The sequence below is a fragment of the Mesorhizobium sp. Cs1299R1N3 genome, assembly GCF_037179625.1.
GTDB lineage: Bacteria > Pseudomonadota > Alphaproteobacteria > Rhizobiales > Rhizobiaceae > Mesorhizobium > Mesorhizobium salmacidum.
In genome coordinates, this window is the sequence record NZ_JAPYKQ010000016.1 from 83,073 (window position 1) to 103,559 (window position 20,487).

The following is a 20,487-nucleotide window of genomic DNA, read 5'->3' on the forward strand; positions in this document are numbered from 1 at the left end:
CAATCACCCCAGCAGCCTCTCCACCGACGCGGCGATCCTCAGCAGACGACTGTCATGGCCATTGCGCGCCACGAGCATCAATCCCATTGGCAGCGATGCACCCGGCATCGGCAACGAAATCGCGCAGAGGTCGAACTGGTTGGCGACCTGCGTGTTGCGCAAAAGCAGTCCTTCGATACGATCACGCAGTTCGGCATCCTCGGCCAATGCCGCGATGGTCGGCGCCGTCACCGGCACGGTAGGTAGGGCCAGCACATCGATCGACGCCAGCCGCTCATCCATGGCGGCAGCAAGCGCGGCACGGCGGCGGAGCGCCCTGATATAAACCGGCGTCGGCAGCAGTGCGGCGCGCGACAGAGGCCCGCTGACATGCGGATCCACCGGCACCGATGCGCCTGTCGCCAGCCAGTCGGCATGCACTTCCGCGCCCTCCATCGCCGCGATCGACCCGCGCTTGGTGGCCGCGCGCAGATTCGCGATCATGTCGTCGATCGGCAGATCCGCGATGCGTGCGCCAGCCTGTTCGATCTTGCCAAGACAATGCTCGAAAGCCGCGGCAATTTCGCCTTCCGTGTCGCCGAAGAGAACGCCGCGCGGAATGCCGATGCGAACCCCGGCGAGTGGAATGGCCATCAACTCGTTCGGCTCCTCGCCGGCCATCACCGCGTCGGCGGCGGCGCATTGCGGGACGGTTCGGGCGAGCGGTCCGACCGAGTCCAACGTTCCCGAAAGCGGAAAGGCGCCGGAGAGCGGCACGCGCCGCGCTGTCGGCTTGAAACCGACGACACCATTGAGCGCCGCCGGAATGCGGATCGAACCACCGGTGTCGGAGCCGATCGAAATTTCGCTGGTGCCCTCGCCCACAGACACGCCGGCCCCGGATGACGAACCGCCGGGGATGCACCTGGCATCCCTTGCATTGCCTGGCGTGCCATAATGCATGTTATCGCCGATCGCGGTGAAGGCGAATTCGGTCATGTTGGTCTTGCCGATAATGACGGCGCCGGCCTGGCGCAGCCTGCCGACGATGGTGGCATCGCGCACAGCAGGCGCGGCGGTCTTGCGCATCAGCGAACCGGCCGTGGTCGGCTCGCCGGCGACATCGAACAAATCCTTGATCGAGAAAATGGTGCCGTCGAGCGGCCCGAGCGTCACGCCCACTCTTTTGCGGGCGTCGCTGGCATCAGCGGCAGCGCGCGCCGCTTCGGCATAGAGCTTCGTGAAGACCTTCTCGTCGGCCGCACGATTGGCAAGACGTGACAGGATGTTTTCGAGACGGTCGCGGATTGATTGCATGTCGATGTCGGACTCCGCCAGGATAGAAACGTCCTTAGGGCAAGCAGCCGCTAAGCCTGCCGAAGGGATAACCCGGCCAGCGTGCCTTTGCACCTGCCAGCGATAGGAAGATACTGATGCTGTACAAAGGCAGCTGCCATTGCGGCAAGGTTGCGTTCGAGGTGGAGGGCGAGCTTGAGGGCGTCGTGCGCTGCAATTGCTCGATCTGCGCCCGCAAGGGTGCGCTGCTATGGGCCGTGCCACGTGACAGGCTTACCCTCGTCGCCTGGGGCGATGACCTCGGCCGCTACACATTCGGCGAGGAGAGAATAGCGCACCGCTTCTGCCGAACCTGCGGCATCCATCCTTTTGCCGAGGACACCAGCGAAGGCGGCGAACGCAGCGCTTACGTCAACATCAATTGCGTCACCGGTCTCGACCCGTCCGCCTTGTCGATCTTCGACTTCGACGGGCGGGCAGTCTAAGCTTCCCAGTATCCCACATCGCCCGCTATTCGTTCACCGTTGCCTCAAAATAACGGCGGCCCGAAAACCGTAAGGGTTCTCGGGCCGTTGCCAGGGACGACCGTTGGGAGAGACTATTCGGCCTGCTTCGGACCGCGCAGAAACACCACGATGGCCGCCAGCAACGTCGCCGCGCCGCAATAGGCAAAGGCGCTGGCGACGCCGGCATGGTCGACCAGCAGACCGCCAAAGACGGCGCCCATCGCAATCGCCACCTGGAAGGTCGCCACCATCAGGCCGCCGGCGCTTTCAGCCTGGTCCGGCGCTGCCCGCACCAGCCAGCTCTGCAACCCGACCGGCACCGCGCCGAAGGCAAAGCCCCAGGCCGCGACGGCGGCGGCGGCGATCATGGGCGAAGTGCCAAGGATCAGCATCGAGGCGGCCGCCAATGCAATCAGCAGGGGCGCCAGCGCCACCGCGGCCTTGAGGTTGCGCTCGGCCAGGATGCCGCCGGCGATGTTGCCGAAGAAACCGCCTATGCCGTAGGCCAGCAGCACCAGCGAGATCGTCTCGATGTTGAGCACCGGCACCTTCTCGAGGAAGGGACGGACATAGGTGAAGCCGGCAAAGTGCCCGGACGCGACCAGCAGCACCACCAGCAGGGCAACCCTGATCGACGGCCGCTCCAGCACCTCGAGCAAGGTGCGGAAGCTCGCGACCCCCACCGGCGGCAGCTTCGGAATGGTGGCCAATTGCACCAGCAGCGCCAGCGCCCCGACGATCGTCGCAATCATGAAGGCCGTGCGCCAGCCCCAGACGTCGCCGACATAGGCGCCGACCGGAGCTGCGGTAACGGTGGCAAGCGACACGCCGGTCAGGATGATCGACATGGCGCGCGGCATCAGCCGCATCGGCACCAGCCGCAACGCCATGGCCGCCGACATCGCCCAGAAGCCGCCAAGGGCCACGCCAAGCACGACACGGGCAAGCAGAAGCATGGGCAGCGACGAGGCAAAGGTGGCGAGAAGATTGGACAGGATCAGGAACATCGTCAGCATCCACATCACCAGCCTGCGGTCCATGCGCCTTGTGATGATGGCCATGGTGGGGGCGGCGATGGCGCCGACGATGGCGGTTGCCGTCACCGCCTGCCCTGCCACGCCTTCGCTTACGCTGAGATCGCGCGCCATCGGCGTCAAAAGGCTGGCGGGCAGGAATTCGGCGGTGACCAGACCGAAAACGCCAAAGGCGAGCGAGACCACGGCGCCCCATGCGGGCTCGGTTCGTTCATCGGATTCTGCGGGATTCAGAAGTGCGGCGTCAATGGCGCCTGTCGCGGGTTCGGCCATGGTCAGTCTCCGATGTTTGCAGCGCCACATAGAAAAGAACCGGCTCGGGCTACCGTTACACGCCTTGCCGCCATGGCTTGGCTATGCGGCCGGGTCTTCGGTTTGTTTGCAGCGCAGCATTTGGCTGCAGCGCAACATGGGAGTGACGGGTTGGAGTTTCCATGCTAGAAACACCAGAATGAATTACAATTCGTCCAAAATGACGCTGCCGACTTCTGGTGATCCGCTGACCGACATGCTGCGCGGACTACGGCTCGATGGCGTCGACTATGGCCGCTGCGTGTTGGGCGAGCCCTGGGCCGTTTCCTTCCCCGCACAGAAGGCAGCGCGGTTTCATTTCATCGGCCAGCAGGGTTGCTGGCTGTTTTCGCCGGCCAGGGAGTGGATCGAACTCTCCGTAGGCGACGCGCTTCTGATCCCGCGCGGCGACGCGCATGTCCTGGCCAGCGCGCCCGGCGTGCCCCCGGTGCCGATCGGCCGCTACACGATCGAACCGGTGTGCGAGAATGTTTACGACGTCTCCAACGAGTGCGGCGGCCCCAAGACCTTGCTGTTTTGCGGCAGCATGCATTTCAATCTCGACGGCTCGCACCCGCTGCTCGACATGATGCCAAACCTGATGCAGGCGCATAAGTTGATGGCGAATGCGCCGGGTATTCAGCATCTGCTCGACGCGATGGCCGGCGAGGTGACGATGGACCGGGTCGGCTCCGGCGGAATCCTTGCCCGCCTTGCCGATGTGCTCGCCGCCACGATCATCCGCTCCTGGGTGGAGAACGGCTGTGGCGATGCCACCGGCTGGATCGCCGCCGTCCGCAATCCCGACGTCGGCAAAGTGTTGGCAGCCATCCACCTGCAGCCGGATCGCGATTGGAGCGTCGAGGCGCTAGCGCGGATGATGGGAGCCTCGCGCTCCGCCTTTGCCCAGCGCTTCGCCACAGTGGTCGGAGAGACGCCGGCCAAATATGTGCTGCGCGTGCGCATGCACCAGGCCAGGCAATGGTTGGCCCGCGATGGCATGAGGGTATCGGTGGCGGCGGCGAAACTGGGTTATGATTCGGAAGCATCCTTCAGCCGCGCCTTCAAGCGGGTGATGGGCGTGGCGCCGAGCCATCTGCGCCACATTGGTGCCGGCGACGACCCGTCCTGACGTCAGGCAGCCGCTCCAATCCTTTCCCGGCTGGAGGAATTGCCAGGTCTTTTGGACGCAGCGTCATTGCCGGCCGGCTTCCGGCGGATAATCTGGCCCGCGGAGGAAATCCCATGGCCAATCATTTCGCACTGCTGGCGCTTGGTGTCCTGTCGGTCATTCCCGGACGCGCCTTTGCCCTCGAGGATAGCTATCTGCCGGCAGGCAAGATCCCTTACGTCGCCGAGGCGCCGGACCAGCCGCAGCGCCTGGGACCACTGTGGGGCGAAAGGGCCAAGGGGCCTGCCGGCACCTTGCTGAAAGTCCCGGGCAACTGGCGTGCTCCTGTTCACGCGCACACCGCCGACTATCGCGCCGTGGTCATCCAGGGTCTGTGGGCTCACTGGCAGATGGAAGGCGGTGAGGCGACCAAGGTCGAACTGCCGCCTGGTTCCTACTGGACACAAAAGGCCAATGAGATGCATGACGACGCCTGCCTCTCGGAGACGGAATGCGTGATCCTGTTGATCAACGATACGCCTTACGAGACCTACCTGCCGAAATAGCCGCGCCCTATGACGCGTGCCGCAGGCTGACCCCACTGCCCTTGTCGAACAGCACCACCTTGTCCGGGTTCCAGGCAAAGCGCACCGGTTGCTCGATAGCGACATCGGTCCTGGCCGGCACCGTGGCGCGCAGTGTCGTATCGCCGACCCGCAGCGTCAGGATCTTTTCCACGCCGTGGTTCTCGACGTCGTGGACACGCGCCTCGACCGGTGCGCCGCTTTCCAGATAGACATCCTCCGGACGGATGCCGAAGACGAGCGGGCGACCGTCGGTCGCCCCACTCGCCCCAGCCCCCGCAAAGATTTTGGCCGCCCCCGCAAAGGGCAGTTCGAAATTCAACGGCGCCATCACCGCGCGGCCGTTCACCAGCCTGCCGTCGATCAGGTTCATCGGCGGCGAGCCGACGAAGCTCGCCACATAGGTGTCGCGCGGATTGTTGTAGATCTCGTGCGGCGTGCCGGTCTGGATGATGCGGCCGTGGTTGAGCACGCCGACTTTGTCGCCCATCGACATCGCCTCGATCTGGTCGTGGGTCACGAACAGGAAGGTGGCGCCGAGCTGTATCTGCAGGTTCTTCAACTCGGTGCGCAGCGCCTCGCGCAATTTGGCGTCCAGCGCCGACAGCGGCTCGTCCATCAGGAACACGCGCGGCTTGCGCACGATGGCGCGGCCGATGGAGACGCGCTGCATCTCGCCGCCGGATAGCCGGTCGGTCTTGCGGTCGAGCAGGTGCTCGATCCGCAGCGTGCGGGCGGCGCGGTCGACGCGGTCCTTGATCTCGGCGTCCGGCAGACGGCGGATCTTCGGCTTCAGCGGAAATTCGAGATTCTCGCGCACCGTGTAACGCGGATAAAGCGAGTATTGCTGCAGCACCAGCGCCACGTCGCGCTCGGCCGCGCCCCAGTCGGCAACGTCGACCCCGTCGATGAAGACCTGCCCCTCGCTCGGTTTCTCCAGCCCGGCGATCAGCCGCAGCGTCGTCGTCTTGCCGGCACCCGTTTCGCCGAGCAGGACAAAGAATTCGCCATCGGCGATGTCGAGGTCCAGTCCGGTCAAGGCCGTGTGGTTGCCGAAACTCTTGGAAATGTTCTTGAGCTGGATATGGGCCATCAGAGCCTCACCTCAAGCGACTTGCCGCTTGCCTTGTCGAAGAAATGCGCCTGCGTCGGATCGATCCTGGCAAAGACCTTTTCGCCGGGGCCTGAAATGTAGCCGCTCTTGGTGCGGGCACGCAGCATCTTGGAGCCGACCTTGAGGTCGACGATGTCAAAGGAGCCGAGCGGTTCGACGATCTGCGTCTCGACGGCCATGAAGCCATCGGCCGGGTCACGGCGAATGAGCACCCCTTCGGGCCGAATGCCGAGCGCCAGGCTGCCACCGGCATGGCCATTGAGCTTCGACAGCAATGCGCGGGGAAACTCGAAGCCGGAAGCCGCTCCACCGACCGAGACCGAAACGGAAGACGCCGTCTCGGCGACCGCCGCGTCGGCGACGTTCATCACCGGGCTGCCGACGAATTGCGCCACGAACAGGTTGGCCGGACATGAATAGACCTCGTCGGGCGTTCCCACCTGCTGCAGCACCCCCTCATGCATGATGACGATGCGGTCCGCCAGGCTCATCGCCTCGATCTGATCGTGCGTGACATAGATGGTGGTCGAGCCCTGCTTGATGTGCAGCCGCTTGATCTCGGCCCGCATCTCCTCGCGCAGCTTGGCGTCGAGCGCACCGATCGGCTCATCCATCAGCATCGCCTTCGGCCGCCGCACCAGCGCCCGGCCGATGGCGACCCGCTGCATGTCACCGCCTGAGAGCGCCGACGGTTTCTTGGCCAGCAGGTCCAGGATTTGCAGCGTTTTGGCGACCGAACGTACTTCCTGATCGATCTCGCTTTTGCTTTTGCGCGTGGCGCGGAGTGGAAAGGCGATGTTCTCGTAGACGCTCATATGCGGGTAGAGCGAAAACGACTGGAACACCATGGCGATATCGCGGTCGGCCGCCTTCAGATGCTGGACCGGCTTGCCGTCGATGAGGATATCGCCCTCATCGATGGTTTCCAGCCCGGCGATGGCGCGCAACGTCGTCGTCTTGCCGCAGCCGGACTGGCCGAGCAGCACGATGAACTCATTGTCCGCGATCTTGAGGTTGAGGTCCTTGATGACCTGGACGGCACCGAAGAATTTCTGGACGCCGCGAAGCTCGATCTGGGTCAATGCTGTGCTCCCGGATTTCGCGCGTCCGCGCCATGGCCGGTGCCGGCCTGTTCCTCGGGTGCGATCTTCGAGGTGATGTTGAAGCCGATCAGCCCGATCAGGATGATGGTCAGGCCATAGGCGTGCAGCAGCATGTTCCAGGGCTGGCAGAGGGCCACGATGCCGAGCACCATGAGTATTTGCGAACCCGGTTCCAGATATTTCTGATTGATGGCGCGAAAGCTCATTTGCGGATTGCTCCGAAGGACATGCCGCGCAAGAGATGATTGCGGAGCAGGAAGGTGAAGATGGCGACCGGCAGCAGGAACAGGAAGGTTCCGGCGGCGATCACCGTCCAGTCCGGCAGGCCGGAGCCGACCTGGCTGGGAATGAACGGCGGTGCGGTCTGGGCGCGGCGGTTGGTCATGATCAGGGCGAAGGCATATTCGTTCCACGCCGTGATGAAGCAGAAGACGGCGGTGGCGGCGATGCCGGTGGCGGCCTCCGGCAGCACGATCTTGAAGAAGGCTTCCATGCGGGTGTAACCATCGACCAGGGCCGCCTCCTCATACTCCTTCGGGATTTCATCCATGAAACCCTTCATCAGCCACACCGAGAAGGACAGGTTGAAAGCGGTGTAGAGGATGATCAGCCCGATGTGGGTATCGTTGAGGCCGACCGCGCGGTACATCAGGAACATCGGGATCGCCACCACCACGGGCGGCAGCATGCGTGTCGACAGGATGAAGAAGAGCAGGTCCGCCTCTCCCTTCACCTTGAAGCGCGAGAACCCATAGGCGGTGAACGTGCCCATGCCGACCGCCAGCACCGTCGAAGTGATGGCGATGATCAGCGAGTTCAGAAAGCGGCTCGGATAGCCCGACCACTGCACCTGGCCCTTGCCGTCGCGCACGATCTTTTCGCCACCGTCGAAGACGACGCGCTCCCACCACGGGGCCGCCGCGTACTCTTCCGGCGACGGCGGATTGCGCAATTGAGATCGCTTGGTGAACAGCTTCACGAACGGCGATATCTCCGGCTGAAAGACGACGGTCGGCGGGATGGTGGTGGCAAGATTGCGCGGCTTGAACGCCGTTGATGCGATCCAGTAGATCGGCGCCAGGAATATTATCGTCACCAGCAGCACGGCGACGATGGCGACGCGGTTGAAGGTGATCTCGGAAGAAGTGCGGACGGCGGCCATCTCAGCGCTCCTTCACCTTGTTGAGGTATTTGACGTAGATGTTGGTGATTGCCAGCACCATGATCAGCACGATGTAGGCCATCGCGCAGGAGCGCCCGGTCTGCCATTCCTGGAACGCCATTTTGTAGAGCCGGATCGAGATCAGCTCGGCCGTCGGCTGGCTGGTCAGGATGTAGGCAAGGTCGAAGGTCTTGAACGCTTCCATGGTGCGGAAAATGACCGCGATCATCAGGATCGGCGCGACCAGCGGCAGCGTGATACGGAAGAAGGTGTAGAACGGCCCGGCGCGGTCGATCGCGGCGGCTTCGTAGAGATGCTTCGGCACCGCGGACAGGCCGGCCAGCGACAGCAGCATGACGAAGGGTGACCACATCCAGATGTCGGTCAGCGCGACGGCGTAAAGCGCCATCTTGGGGTCGGCCAGCCACTCGAAATTGCCGAGCCCGAGCGCATAGTTGATGACCCCCCATGACGGGTCGTAAAGCAATTTCCAGAACAGCCCGACGACCGCCATCGACAGCATCATCGGCAGCAGCAGCAGCGTGGTGATAAGACCCTTGAGCGGAATATCCCGGTTGAGCAGCATCGCCACGCCGAAGCCGACGAGCAGCTGTCCGACGACCGAGACAATCACGTATTTCGCCGTGATGGCGAAGTTCGACCAGACATAGGGGTCGTTGAGCAGGTCGCGATAGTTCTGCAGCCCGACGAAATTCGCCGGCGCGTTGGTCGACGCGCGGAAGTCGGTGAAGGAATAGCCGAGCGAATAGATCAGCGGAAAAATGTTGAAGACGATCAGGAACAGAACCGTCGGGATGATGAAGAGATTGCGGATGGAAATATCGCTCAGGCCGCGCGCCGCGGCACGCGAGGATCTGTCGAGGGTGGTGATCATCGTGGTCGCCAAGACCCTGCTCCCGGTTCAAGAAAAAGAAACGGAGGAGGCGACACCGCCCCCTCCGCGGGACATGAATGATTATTGGCCGCGGCCGTATTTCTTGAAGGTCGCGTTCCAGTCTCCAGCCAAAGCGTCCAGCGTTTCCTTGGCGGTGCCACTGCCGCCGATTATGTAGGGATAGACGCGCTGGTTCAGCTGCTGCAGCAGTTCGGCATATTCCGGCACCGCCCAGAAGTCCTTCACCTTGAACATGGTCTCGTAGAAGGCCTTGTTGTAGGGCGTGGCGTTCTGGAACTCAGGCGACTTGAGCACTGCCTGGCTGCAGGTATAGCCGCCAAGGGCCGCCCACTTCTTCTGGGTCTCGTCCTTGATGAACCATTCGAGGAACTTCATCGCCTCTTCCTGCTTCTGCGAGTACGAGATGACGGAGATGCCTTGCCCGCCGAGCGCGGCGAACTGGTCGCCATTGGGACCGGGAGGGTTGGCGAAGAAGCCGGTGTTCTTGGCATTCGGGTTCGACGCTTCGTTGATCAGCGAGGGGAAGAACGCGAAGAAGTTCATGCTCATCGCGGCCAGGTTTTCCGTGATTGCCTGGTTGTCCTCGACGAAGAACGATTTGGCCCAGCCCGGAGGCGTGAACTTGTAGAGTTCCTTATAGGCATCGAGCGCGGCCACCGCCTTGTCGGAGTTGATGTGACCATCAACCTTGTAGGTCGTGTAGTCGCCCAACTCACCGCCATAGGAGAACAGCGCGTTCTCGAAGCCCATCGCCATCGCGTCGTAGGAATTGTCGGTGTAGATGGCGATGCCGTATCTCTTCTGATCCGGCCGGTGGAAGAACTCGGCGATGTCGCGCAGCGCCTTGAAGTCCTTCGGCACGTCGAGGTCGTAGCCGTACTTGGCCTTGAAGGCTTCCTTTTCCTTCGGATCCTCGAACCAGTCCTTGCGGTAGGACCAGCCGACGGCATCGCCCTCGAGCGGGATCGCCCAGTATTTGCCGCTGTTGCCGGGATACTCGGCATAGTATTTCACCGTCGCCGGTGCCATGACGTTGCCGAGATCATGCTTCTTGAAGAAGTCGGTCAGGTCGACGTAGTGGCCGCCGGTGGAGCCGGCGCCGAGCCACTGCGAGTCGCCAACGACCAGGTCATAGGCGTCGCCATGGGCGTTGAACTCGGTGAAGGCCTTGGTCTGGAAGTCGGACCAGGGCGTGGTCTCCACCGTGATCTTGACGCCGGTTTCCTTCTCGTACTCGTTGCCGAGTTCCTGCAGGTAATTGGCCGGATCCCACTCCGCCCAGAAGATGGTGAGCGACTTTTCCTGCGCGTAGACGGATGTTCCGCAGGCAAGCGTTAAGCCGATACCAGCAAGCACGCTGGTCACTAACTTGCGCATAATGATTTCCTCCCTTGTGCGCATTCTACCTTGTCTTGCGAGCCGGCGACGGAGCTGGCCCTGGTAGTTCCTCCGGTGGTCGCGCTTTCCGAAATTCGGAGCCTCCTCGCTCTGTCCGGAAATGGGTCGCAGCCCTCACTTTCGATCCGCTTTTCTTTCCAAATCTGGTATTACCAATTATGAATGCCCGTCAAGCCCTTTCTTGCGCACGATGCCTGCCAAAGCCGTCGAATTTCAGACTTATCCAACTGTTTTCTCTGTATTTTCCTACTCATTGATATGCTTTGGCCTTGTGCGGACTTTTGCATCGCGGGTATTATCAGTGGTCGACGCGCTAATCTGGTAGAACCAGATTAGCGCTATTCCTATGTCGTCGCCAGCGTCAATCCAGCCGTATCGGTGGCCGACTCCGCGATCGCCGCGCGCACCAGCGCACTGGCCGCCCATTGCGCGACCGACATCGTCCGGCGGCTGTCCAGCCCCCATATATCCTTGAGCACGATCAGCACCTCCACGCCGAAGATGAGCGACAGCGCCTGCGCCAGCCGCTTGAAATCGCGCGGCGGCAAGCGGCCCTTGAGCGGCGCGAGCGCCTCTTTCAGCAATTCGACGCGATGGCCGCGCGTGAAGGCAGGCTCGCCGCCCAGCGTACCCGCCTGGCGTCGCGCCCATTGATCCAGCGACAGCTTCAACGCTGCCTTGAATGTCGCCTCGAAGGCCTCGATGCGCGGCATGGCCGTATCGAACAGGTCTGCGACCCGGCGCTCGGCATCGGCGGCGGTGGATTTCCAGGTGAGGATCGGCCCGAGCCCCTCGTCGACGACCGCCTGCACCAAGGCTGCCTGGCTCGGGAAATAGCGATAGGCGGTGGCGCGGGAAACCTCGGCCGCCTCCGCCACCTCGCTGACAGAGGGCGTCGCCCCCGCCTGCATCAGCCTTGTCGCCGTCTCCAGCATCAGCCGTTTCGTACGCGCGCGGGGTCCGCGTTCGGCTCTGTTACCGGTGTCTTCGTTCGTTGCGGGTTGTTGACGTGAGACATCCATACCAATACGATACGCGCGTCTCAAAAAATTGCAATGGCAGCCCCTTATCCTGGAGTGGCTATGTTGACGCTTTATGGCGCACAAAGCTTTCATCTGCTGAGCATCACCACCTTTGGGCCATCCAGCACAGGGGGGCGCAGATGAAGCGCGTCTATGTGGTGGGCACGGCCGATACCAAGGGCGAGGAACTCGGCTTCCTTGCAGATGCGATCGCTGCCACGGGCGCCGTCGTTTGCCGTGTCGATGTCGGCACGCGAGGCGCGACCGTGCCGGTCGACGTCTCGGCTGGGGAGGTCGCCGCCTGTCATCCCGATGGCCGCGGTGCGGTGCTCGGCATCGACGACCGCGGCAGATCGGTTGCGGCGATGGCTGGGGCATTCACGCGCTTTGTCCAGTCGTGCACCGACATATCAGGTGTGATCGGCATTGGCGGCGGCGGCGGCACCTCGATCGTCACCGCGGGCATGCGCGCGCTGCCGCTCGGCCTGCCCAAGATCATGGTCTCGACGCTCGCTTCGGGCGACACCGCTCCCTATGTGGACGTATCCGACATCATCATGATGCCATCGGTGACCGACATGGCTGGCCTCAACCGGCTGTCTCGTGTCGTCCTGCACAACGCCGCCCAGGCGATAGCGGGCATGGCAGGCAATCCGGCGCCGGCAGCGGACGGCAAGGCATCGATCGGCCTCACCATGTTCGGCGTCACCACGCCTTGCGTGACCGCAATCGCCGATCAATTGCGCGACATCTACGACTGCATGGTCTTCCATGCCACCGGCACCGGCGGCCGCAGCATGGAGAAATTGGCCGACAGTGGCCTGCTGTCGGGCGTCATCGACATCACCACGACGGAGGTCTGCGACCTGCTGTTCAATGGCGTGCTGCCGGCGACGCAGGATCGTTTCGGTGCCATTGCCCGCACCGGCCTGCCCTATGTCGGTTCGGTGGGCGCGCTCGACATGGTCAACTTCTGGGCGTCTTCGACCATTCCGGAGCGCTATCGCGGCCGGCTGTTCTATGAGCACAACCCGAACGTCACCCTGATGCGTACGACCGCACAGGAATGCCGCGCGATCGGCGAATGGATTGGTACCAGGCTCGCCCATTGCGAAGGTCCAGTGCATTTCCTGATCCCGGAAAAAGGCGTCTCCGCACTCGATATCGAAGGCGGCGCCTTCTTCGATCCGGAAGCCGATGCCGTCCTGTTCGACGCCATCGAGCGCACCATCAGGCCGGGTGCGACGCGCCGCGTCACCCGCCTGCCGCTGCACATCAACGATCCCGAATTCGCCAGGGCCGCGGTCGCTGCCTTTCTCGATATCGCCAGACAGTGAGACCCAGACATGCCAGCCATACCGCGCAAGGACATATTGAAGAAATTCCGGGGAATGATCGACAAGGGCGTGCCGATCGTCGGAGGCGGTGCCGGCACCGGCCTGTCGGCCAAGGCAGAGGAAGCCGGCGGCATCGACCTCATCATCATCTATAATTCCGGCCGCTACCGCATGGCCGGACGCGGCTCGGCCGCGGGCCTGCTCGCCTATGGCAATGCCAATGAGATCGTCAAGGAGATGGCCTATGAGGTCTTGCCGGTGGTCAGACGCACGCCCGTGCTGGCCGGCGTCAACGGCACCGATCCCTTCGTCATCATGCCGCTGCTGCTGGCGGAACTGAAGACGATGGGCTTTTCCGGCGTGCAGAATTTCCCGACCATCGGTCTCTTCGACGGCACCATGCGGCAGAGCTTCGAGGAGACCGGCATGGGCTTCGGCCTCGAGGTCGACATGATCGCCGAGGCGCACAAGCTCGACCTCTTGACCACGCCCTATGTCTTCACCCCCGAGGAAGCGCGCGCCATGACCAAGGCCGGAGCCGACATCGTCGTTGCCCATATGGGTGTGACGACTGGCGGCTCGATCGGCGCCACCTCGGCCAAGTCGCTCGACGACTGCGTCGCTGCCATCGACGCCATTGCCGAGGCCGCGCGCTCGGTACGCAAGGATGTCATCCTGCTTTGCCATGGCGGCCCAATCTCAATGCCCGACGATGCGCGCTACATCCTCTCCCATGCCAAAGGCCTGCACGGCTTTTATGGCGCGAGCTCGATGGAACGGCTGCCCGCGGAAGCCGCGATCGCCAGGCAGACAGCGGATTTCAAGGCGCTCGGCGGCGAGAAGACCGCCAAGAAAAAGAAGGGATGATGAGAGATGGCCGACAAGAGCAAGGTGTTTGTCTACCCGAAGGACGTCAGCGCCTTCGGTTTCGACTGGGGGAAATTGTCCCTGACCGTTGCGCCCGAAGTGAATGGCGCGACCCGCTTTTCCGGCGGCGTCGTGGACCTGCCCTCGGGCAAGGGCCATACCCGCCATAACCATCTGGGCGCCGAGGAAATCATCTTCGTCATCTCGGGCCATGGCGAACAGATGGTCGAGGACGAGAAGGGCAACCCGGTGGTCGAGAATGTCGGCCCCGGCTGCACCATCTACGTGCCGGAAAGCCGGTTCCACTCGACGCTCAATACTGGTGACGGGCCTATGCAACTCTTCGTGGTTTATTCGCCGGCGGGACCGGAGCTTGGGTTGCGTGAATTGCCGGATTTCAGGCTGATCCCGGCGGGACAGTGATGATCTGCTCGAGGCGGCGGCGCCCCTCATTGTCCTGCCGGACATTTCTCCCCGTATAGTGACGGCGAGAAAGACGCTATCACCGATGCTTTCGTCAATTTTCAACGGTGCAGGACGAGCGCCGAGGTTGCGACAGCTCCCTTCTACCCGTCTCTATACGGGAGAAGGTGGCGGCAGCCGGTCGAGGGGCAGCGCACCCTCAATCCAATCAGGCCGTACCACCCCTGTTCCAGCCCCTGCCCCGATCACCGAACATCACATAACCACTCTCGGTCACGGCAAGCGTATCCTCCAGCTTGATGAAGCCGCGCGTCGGGTGAAGCATGGTGGTCTCCACCGACAGCACCATGTTTTTCTCCAGCGGCTTGGCGGCATAAGTGCCTTCATAAGTCACCGGATGGTTGGTCATCAGGAATGGCGCCTCATGCGTGATCAGGCCCATGCCGTGGGCGAAGAAATCCGTGTAGGGCGCGACCTTGGACGTCTTCAGCACACCCTCGGCGTAAGCAATCATGTCGCCGCCCAGCACACCTGCCCTCACCTTCGAAAATGCCGCCTGCTGCACGGCCTCGACCTCGGCCAGCAGATCTTCCAGCTCTGCGTCCGGTTCGCCCAGAATGCCCATCCTGCAGAGGTCGCCTATATAGCCGTGATAATTGCCGCCGGAATCGATCGACAGCACCTCGCCGTTCTTCCACGCCTGGCTTGACGAAGCGCGGTTGTGGCTGGAGCCCAGCGTAAGCAGGCAATATTCGAAATGCGCGCCGCGATTGGTCTCCTCGCGCCGGAGCTGCTCGATGATCTCGCTCTTTGTCGTGCCCTCGTGCGCCCAGGCGATGGTCGCCAGCATGGAATCCGTGATCAGTTCGGAGGCGGTGCGCAGCTTTTCGAGCTCCGCGTCCGTCTTGATGGCGCGCATGCGTTCCAGCATGTCGGTCGCGTCGATCAATTTCGCGTCGGGCAATGCCTTGCGGATCAGCGCATAGGCGTCCGACGGCAGGAAGCCGGGTTCGATGCCGATGCGGGCACCGTCCTTGCCGATCTTCCTGACATGCTCGACCGCGAGATTGGCGGCGTCGAGCGTGCCCCAGCAGGCGGCATGCAGCGTCGGCGTCCAGAACGGATGGTTCTGGTGCTCGCCGCCCTCCATGCGGTTGCCGATATAGGCCGCATGGTCCGGCCCGCCCTTCTCGTAGACGACGATTGGCAGGTAGCGGCTGTGGCCGATCGCATCCATGGCGGCGAAGAAGATGAACTTGTAGCCGCCCAACAGATATTGCGTGTTGTGCTTGGAGGTCGCAAGCAGCACGTCGATGCCGGCCTCCTCCATCAGCCGGTCGACCCTCGCCTGGTCGAACGGGATATTGCTGACGGCACTCTTGCCCGGTGCAATGTTCATCACTCTCTCCCTGAATTGCCCGGGATCGGTGCTGTTTCGCACTCGATACGCCGGCTCGCGATCAAATCTGCACCATTTTTCTCACTGTGGTCTAGCCAGAATGTTTACGACGCAACGCCCGGACGGTCACCAAGCGTCATTTGTCCATATATCCGCAGATCTGGTCCTACCAGCCAGCCGAATTGAATGGACTTGTGCTAACTGGTCCAGCGGACGAAAATTTCAAAGCCAAGCAAGGATGCGCCAATTCCGTCTCTGGCGAAACCCTCGGCAAGGCTCATAATCCCCGCCGCAAGGCTGCCGATGCAAGCGCCGGCGTTCGAGGGGTGTTGTCGCGCCCGGTCGCGGAGAGGACGGAGTTCGATCATGTCAGGTTTCACCATTTCCAGGCGCACCATGCTTACCGGCTCGGCAATGCTGCTGGCCTCCACGGCCATGCCGGCACCGGTCTGGGCACAGACGCCGAAGAAGGGCGGCCGGCTCGTGCTTGCCGCCGATTCCGAGCCACGCAATCTCAATCCGGCGATCGTCGCCTCCAACGGCGTCTTCTTCATCTCCAGCAAGATCGTCGAGACGCTGGCTGAAGCTTCCTTCGACGGCAAGGATGGGCTTGCACCTCGGCTGGCGGTGAGCTGGGAAGGGGCCGCCGACGGGTTGTCGGCGACGTTCAAGCTGCGCGAAGGAGTCAAATGGCATGACGGCAAGCCGTTCACCTCGGCCGACGTCGCCTTCTCGGCGCTGCATATCTGGAAGCCGCTGCAGAATCTCGGCCGCACGGTGTTCAAGGACCTCAGCGCGGTCGACACACCAGACGATCTGACCGCAGTGTTCAAATTCGCCAAGCCGACGCCGTTCCAGCTGATCCGAAACGCCTTGCCGGCACTGTCGAGCGTCGTGCCGAAGCACGTCTACGAAGTCGGCAAGATCGAGGACAACCCGGCCAACAACGCCCCCATCGGCACCGGGCCGTTCAAGTTCGGCGAGTACAAGGCCGGCCAGTATTACCGGCTGACGAAGAACAGCGACTACTGGGGCAAGGACGAGCCCTATCTCGACGAAATCATTTATCAGGTCCTGCCCGACCGTACCTCGGCCGTTGCCGCGCTCGAGGCCGAGGAAATCCAGCTCGCGGCTTTCTCCGCCGTGCCACTGGCCGACCTCGACCGCATCTCCAAGGTTCCCGGCCTGAAGGTCATCACCAAGGGTTATGAGGGCCTGACCTACCAACTCGTGGTCGAAATCAACCATCGCCGCAAGGAACTGGCCGACCTCAAGGTGCGCCAGGCCATCGCGCATGCCATCGACAAGGATTTCGTCGTCAAGACGGTGTTCCTCGGCTATGCCGCCACCGCCACCGGCCCGGTGCCGAAGAACGATCCGCAATTCTACACCGCCGACGTGCCGACCTACGCCTTCGACGTCGCCAAGGCCAACGCCCTGCTCGATGAAGCCGGTCATAAGAAAGGCGCCGACGGCAACCGCTTCTCGCTCAAGCTCTTGCCGGCCCCCTATTTCAACGAGACAAAACAGTTCGGCGACTATCTGCGCCAGGCGCTCGCGGCAATAGGCATCGACGCGCAGCTGGTCAACAACGACTCGGCCGCGCACATCAGGGCGGTCTATACCGATCACGCTTTCGATCTTGCCGTCGGCCCGCCGGTGTTCCGCGGCGACCCGGCGATCTCGACCACCATCCTGGTGCAGAGCGGCATTCCCGATGGCGTGCCGTTCTCCAATCAAGGCGGCTACAAGAACGACGCGCTCGACGCGCTGATCACCAAGGCCTCCGAAACGCTCGACACCACGGCGCGCACCGACCTCTACAAGGAGTTCCAGAAGCAGGTCGCGGCCGACCTGCCGCTGATCAACGTCGCCGAATGGAGTTTTATCAGCGTCGCCAGTGACAAGGTCGGCAACATCGCCAACAACCCGCGCTGGGCGGTTTCGAACTGGGCGGACACATATTTGGAATCGTGACACACTCACCCGGATGAGAATTCGCGGCGAAAAAGTCGTAGGCGCAATGACGGAGGTCGAGCCCTACGATACCCCCCTCTGTCCTGCCGGACATCTCCCCCTCAAGGGGGGAGATTGGATGTCATCGGCCTCGGTGCCAATCGCAAATGTCGCAGAAAAAAGAGGTGGTGCTAGGGCAAGCCAATCTCCCCCCTTGAGGGGGAGATGTCCGGCAGGACAGAGGGGGGCGCCTTGGCTCGGCATTTCTCGTAGGCAGCCCCGCGCCAAACCTCCGACGCGCGCATGACCCGTGCCCTGGTCCTCCTCCGCCGTCGCCTCGTCGGCAGCATTTTCGTACTGCTGATCGTCGTCATCGGCACTTTCCTTTTGCTCGAAGCCGCCCCGGGTGATGCAGTCGACGCCTACATCGTCTCGACCGGCGGCGATGCCGGCATGATCGAGCTCTTGCGCCACCGCTGGGGCCTTGACCAGTCGGAGTTGACGCGGCTCGCCAATTATCTCTGGGCATTGCTGCATCTCGACCTCGGCCAGTCCGTCACCTTCTCCAGGCCGATCCGCGACGTCATCCTCGAGCGCTTGCCGACCACGCTCATCCTGATGGTCAGCGCCACCGCGCTCTCCTTCGGCCTCGGCTCGACGCTCGGCATCTATGCCGGCGCAAGGCCCGGCGGTTTGCGCGACCGTTTTCTCTCTGTCGCCTCGCTGGCGCTCTACGCGGTGCCCGGCTTCTGGCTCGGCCTGGTGCTGATCGTAATCTTCGCCGTCGACCTGCGCTGGCTGCCGATCGGCGGCGTCGAGACGCTGGCCTCGGACAAGACCGGTCTCAACAGCGCCGCCGACATAGCTATCCATCTGGTGCTGCCGGTTTCAGCACTCGGCTTCATTTATCTGGCGCTCTATCTGCGCATGATGCGCGCCGGCATGGCCGAGGTCTGGCGCCAGGATTTTGTGCTGGCCGCCCGCGCCAGGGGGCTATCGCGCCGCCGCATCGTGCTCGCCCATGTCGCCCGCAACGCACTGCTGCCGCTGGTCACCATGCTCGGCCTGCAATCGGCGCAGATGCTGGGCGGCAGCGTCGTCATCGAGAGCGTCTTTGCCGTGCCCGGCCTCGGCCGGCTGGCGCAGGAAGCGGTGGCCGCGCGCGACACCCCCTTGCTGCTTGGCATCATCCTCACAAGCGCGGTGCTGGTCATCCTCATCAACCTTCTTGTCGACATCGCCTATGCCTTCCTTGACCCGCGCGTCGGCGCCAGTGAGGCGGGCGCATGAAACGTCTGCGCCGCTTCCTGCGCACGCCCGAGGCAGTTGCCGGCACTATCCTTTTGACGGTGCTGTTTGCCATGGCGCTGTCGGCCTCGCTGCTGTTTCCCGGGGACCCACAGGCCATTGCCGGCCCCGCGCTGCTGCCGCCATTCCAGGATTGGTCGCTGCCGCTCGGCACCGACCGGCTCGGCCGCGACGTACTGGCCGAACTGTTTCACGGCGCCCGCACCTCGCTTGCTGTCGGCCTTGCCGCGGCCGCCGCGGCCCTCGTCATCGGCGCGATCGTCGGCACGCTGGCCGGCTTTGCCGGCGGCCTCGTCGACGAGGTGCTGATGCGCATCACCGACGCGTTCCAGACCGTACCTGGCTTCCTGCTGGCACTGGCCTTGGTCAGCGTGGTTGGCCCCTCGCTCGGCGTCGTCGTCGTGGCGATAGCGCTCGGCACCTGGACCGGGCCAGCGCGCATTGCGCGCGCGGAAGTGCTGTCGATCCGTGAGCGCGACTATGTCGCCGGTGCCCGCGTCATCGGCATGCGTCCGCTGGAGATCGCCTTTCGCGAAGTGCTGCCCAATGCCTTGCCGCCGGTGCTGGCGATGTCGTCGGTCATCGTCGCCGCCGCGATCCTCACTGAAGCGGCCCTGTCCTTCCTTGGCCTCGGCGATCCCAACCGCGTCACCTGGGGCGATATGATCGCGGAAGGCCGCACTGTCCTGCGCACCGCGCCGTTCCTGTCGATCGTCCCGGGCATTGCGCTGGTGCTGACGGTATTGGGCGTCTATCTCGCCGGCGAAGGCATCGTCGAGACGACGGCCGTGCGCAGGGGCCTGTCGTGACGGTGCTGGTGTCGATCCGCGATCTGACGGTGACCTACCGCCGCGATGGCAGCGACGTCGCGGCGCTGAAGAACATTACTCTCGATCTCCAGGCAGGCGAACGGCTGGCGATCATCGGCGAGAGTGGTTCGGGCAAGAGCACGCTGGCTCTGGCGATCGCGCGGTTGTTGCCGCAGTCCGCCAGGGCAGAAGGGAGCATCGAGTGGTTCTCCCTTTCATCGTTGGCTGCCAAGGCACCCCCCTCTGTCCTGCCGGAGGGGGGCCTCGTAGGGCGCAGGGGGCAAAAGTCTGCCTCCATGCCAGACCATACCCCCCTCGGCGGCCGCGACATTGGCTTCGTCTTCCAGGACCCATCAGCCAGCCTCGACCCGGTGATGACCGTCGGCAAACAAATCGCGGAAGTGGTGCGCACCCATCTTGGTCTCGGCTGGCCAGCATCTTATGCCAGGGCAAAGACACTGCTCGAACGCGTCCACCTGCCAGACCCTGACTCCACCATTCACGCCTTCCCGCACCAGCTCTCCGGCGGTCAAAAGCAGCGTGTGGCGATTGCCGCCGCGATTGCCGCCGGGCCGAAACTGCTGATCGCCGACGAGGCGACCAGCGCGCTCGACACCATCGTGCAGGCCGAGATCGTCGCGCTGATCCGACGGCTGGTGGCCGAGGACGGCATGACGCTGCTGTTTATCAGCCATGACATTGCGCTCGCCGCCGAGCTTGCCGAACGCATCGCCGTATTTCGTCATGGCGAACTGATCGAAATCGGCGGCACTGGGCAAATCGTCAACGCACCGACGCAAGCCTATACACGCGCGCTGCTCGACGCCCATATCGGCCTCGACGCCGAGCCCTTGCTGAACCGAAGCGGCTGA

General features: G+C 63.3%; 20 protein-coding genes. 10 read left to right on the top strand and 10 right to left on the bottom strand.

Going from position 1 to position 20,487, the window contains the following annotated elements; translation table 11 throughout:
- Positions 1 to 3 precede the first annotated feature (3 nt).
- Positions 4 to 1,296: an amidase gene (locus tag O7B34_RS25925; RefSeq protein ID WP_337148701.1), complete on the bottom strand. Its 1,293-nt coding sequence runs from the start codon at positions 1,294 to 1,296 to the stop codon at positions 4 to 6.
- A 116-nt stretch (positions 1,297 to 1,412) separates the two neighbouring features.
- On the opposite strand from O7B34_RS25925, the gene O7B34_RS25930 reads away from it, so the two are divergent.
- Complete coding sequence (locus O7B34_RS25930) at positions 1,413 to 1,760, top strand: GFA family protein (protein ID WP_337148702.1); 348 nt, start codon at positions 1,413 to 1,415, stop codon at positions 1,758 to 1,760.
- 113 nt (positions 1,761 to 1,873) lie between these two features.
- On the opposite strand, the gene O7B34_RS25935 is transcribed toward O7B34_RS25930, so the two are convergent.
- Complete coding sequence (locus O7B34_RS25935; RefSeq protein ID WP_337148703.1) at positions 1,874 to 3,088, bottom strand: MFS transporter; 1,215 nt, start codon at positions 3,086 to 3,088, stop codon at positions 1,874 to 1,876.
- 178 nt (positions 3,089 to 3,266) lie between these two features.
- On the opposite strand from O7B34_RS25935, the gene O7B34_RS25940 reads away from it, so the two are divergent.
- Both O7B34_RS25940 and O7B34_RS25945 read left to right on the top strand, forming a co-directional pair.
- The gene (locus O7B34_RS25940; protein WP_337148704.1) at positions 3,267 to 4,238 is read left to right on the top strand and encodes an AraC family transcriptional regulator; all 972 of its coding nucleotides are present in this window, start codon (positions 3,267 to 3,269) and stop codon (positions 4,236 to 4,238) included.
- 113 nt (positions 4,239 to 4,351) lie between these two features.
- Entirely contained in the window at positions 4,352 to 4,783 is a 432-nt protein-coding gene (locus O7B34_RS25945) for a DUF4437 domain-containing protein (protein ID WP_140503104.1), read from the top strand.
- A gap of 7 nt (positions 4,784 to 4,790) precedes the next feature.
- Here O7B34_RS25945 and O7B34_RS25950 read toward each other — a convergent pair whose 3' ends face one another.
- From O7B34_RS25950 to O7B34_RS25980, 7 genes are all read right to left on the bottom strand, one after another.
- Complete coding sequence (locus O7B34_RS25950) at positions 4,791 to 5,894, bottom strand: ABC transporter ATP-binding protein (RefSeq protein ID WP_027144640.1); 1,104 nt, start codon at positions 5,892 to 5,894, stop codon at positions 4,791 to 4,793.
- Positions 5,894 to 6,997, bottom strand: coding sequence for an ABC transporter ATP-binding protein (locus O7B34_RS25955; protein ID WP_337148705.1), 1,104 nt, complete (start codon positions 6,995 to 6,997; stop codon positions 5,894 to 5,896). The genes O7B34_RS25950 and O7B34_RS25955 overlap by 1 nt, the downstream gene beginning before the upstream one ends.
- Positions 6,994 to 7,224, bottom strand: coding sequence for a hypothetical protein (locus O7B34_RS25960; RefSeq protein WP_140503109.1), 231 nt, complete (start codon positions 7,222 to 7,224; stop codon positions 6,994 to 6,996). Before O7B34_RS25960 ends, O7B34_RS25955 begins: the two co-directional genes overlap by 4 nt.
- Complete coding sequence (locus O7B34_RS25965) at positions 7,221 to 8,180, bottom strand: carbohydrate ABC transporter permease (RefSeq protein ID WP_337148707.1); 960 nt, start codon at positions 8,178 to 8,180, stop codon at positions 7,221 to 7,223. The genes O7B34_RS25960 and O7B34_RS25965 overlap by 4 nt, the downstream gene beginning before the upstream one ends.
- Position 8,181: 1 nt before the next feature.
- Complete coding sequence (locus O7B34_RS25970; protein ID WP_015315632.1) at positions 8,182 to 9,087, bottom strand: carbohydrate ABC transporter permease; 906 nt, start codon at positions 9,085 to 9,087, stop codon at positions 8,182 to 8,184.
- 69 nt (positions 9,088 to 9,156) lie between these two features.
- Positions 9,157 to 10,473, bottom strand: a complete 1,317-nt coding sequence (locus O7B34_RS25975; RefSeq protein ID WP_027144635.1) for an ABC transporter substrate-binding protein — start codon at positions 10,471 to 10,473, stop codon at positions 9,157 to 9,159.
- A 365-nt stretch (positions 10,474 to 10,838) separates the two neighbouring features.
- Positions 10,839 to 11,516 carry a TetR/AcrR family transcriptional regulator gene (locus O7B34_RS25980; protein WP_337148708.1) on the bottom strand — a complete coding sequence of 226 codons (678 nt, stop codon included), beginning with the start codon at positions 11,514 to 11,516 and terminating at the stop codon, positions 10,839 to 10,841.
- Positions 11,517 to 11,656: 140 nt separating this feature from the next.
- Between O7B34_RS25980 and O7B34_RS25985 the strand changes: the two genes are divergently transcribed.
- Genes O7B34_RS25985 through O7B34_RS25995 form a run of 3 tightly spaced genes read left to right on the top strand, consistent with a single transcriptional unit; the run spans position 11,657 to position 14,143 of the window.
- Positions 11,657 to 12,853, top strand: a complete 1,197-nt coding sequence (locus O7B34_RS25985; RefSeq protein WP_337148709.1) for a Tm-1-like ATP-binding domain-containing protein — start codon at positions 11,657 to 11,659, stop codon at positions 12,851 to 12,853.
- Positions 12,854 to 12,862: 9 nt separating this feature from the next.
- Positions 12,863 to 13,720, top strand: coding sequence for a phosphoenolpyruvate hydrolase family protein (locus tag O7B34_RS25990; RefSeq protein ID WP_337148711.1), 858 nt, complete (start codon positions 12,863 to 12,865; stop codon positions 13,718 to 13,720).
- A 6-nt stretch (positions 13,721 to 13,726) separates the two neighbouring features.
- A complete protein-coding gene (locus O7B34_RS25995) occupies positions 13,727 to 14,143 on the top strand; it encodes a cupin domain-containing protein (RefSeq protein ID WP_337148712.1) in 417 nt (138 codons plus the stop codon).
- Between the two features lie 208 nt (positions 14,144 to 14,351).
- On the opposite strand, the gene O7B34_RS26000 is transcribed toward O7B34_RS25995, so the two are convergent.
- Positions 14,352 to 15,542 carry a Xaa-Pro peptidase family protein gene (locus tag O7B34_RS26000; protein WP_337148713.1) on the bottom strand — a complete coding sequence of 397 codons (1,191 nt, stop codon included), beginning with the start codon at positions 15,540 to 15,542 and terminating at the stop codon, positions 14,352 to 14,354.
- A 366-nt stretch (positions 15,543 to 15,908) separates the two neighbouring features.
- Between O7B34_RS26000 and O7B34_RS26005 the strand changes: the two genes are divergently transcribed.
- The 4 genes from O7B34_RS26005 (at position 15,909) to O7B34_RS26020 (ending at position 20,487) form a co-directional block, all read left to right on the top strand.
- Positions 15,909 to 17,519: an ABC transporter substrate-binding protein gene (locus tag O7B34_RS26005; RefSeq protein ID WP_337148715.1), complete on the top strand. Its 1,611-nt coding sequence runs from the start codon at positions 15,909 to 15,911 to the stop codon at positions 17,517 to 17,519.
- A gap of 282 nt (positions 17,520 to 17,801) precedes the next feature.
- A complete protein-coding gene (locus O7B34_RS26010; RefSeq protein WP_337148717.1) occupies positions 17,802 to 18,788 on the top strand; it encodes an ABC transporter permease in 987 nt (328 codons plus the stop codon).
- Entirely contained in the window at positions 18,785 to 19,615 is an 831-nt protein-coding gene (locus O7B34_RS26015; protein WP_337148718.1) for an ABC transporter permease, read from the top strand. Before O7B34_RS26010 ends, O7B34_RS26015 begins: the two co-directional genes overlap by 4 nt.
- Positions 19,612 to 20,487 (top strand): ABC transporter ATP-binding protein, encoded by an 876-nt coding sequence (locus O7B34_RS26020; RefSeq protein WP_337148719.1) that lies wholly within the window; start codon positions 19,612 to 19,614, stop codon positions 20,485 to 20,487. The genes O7B34_RS26015 and O7B34_RS26020 overlap by 4 nt, the downstream gene beginning before the upstream one ends.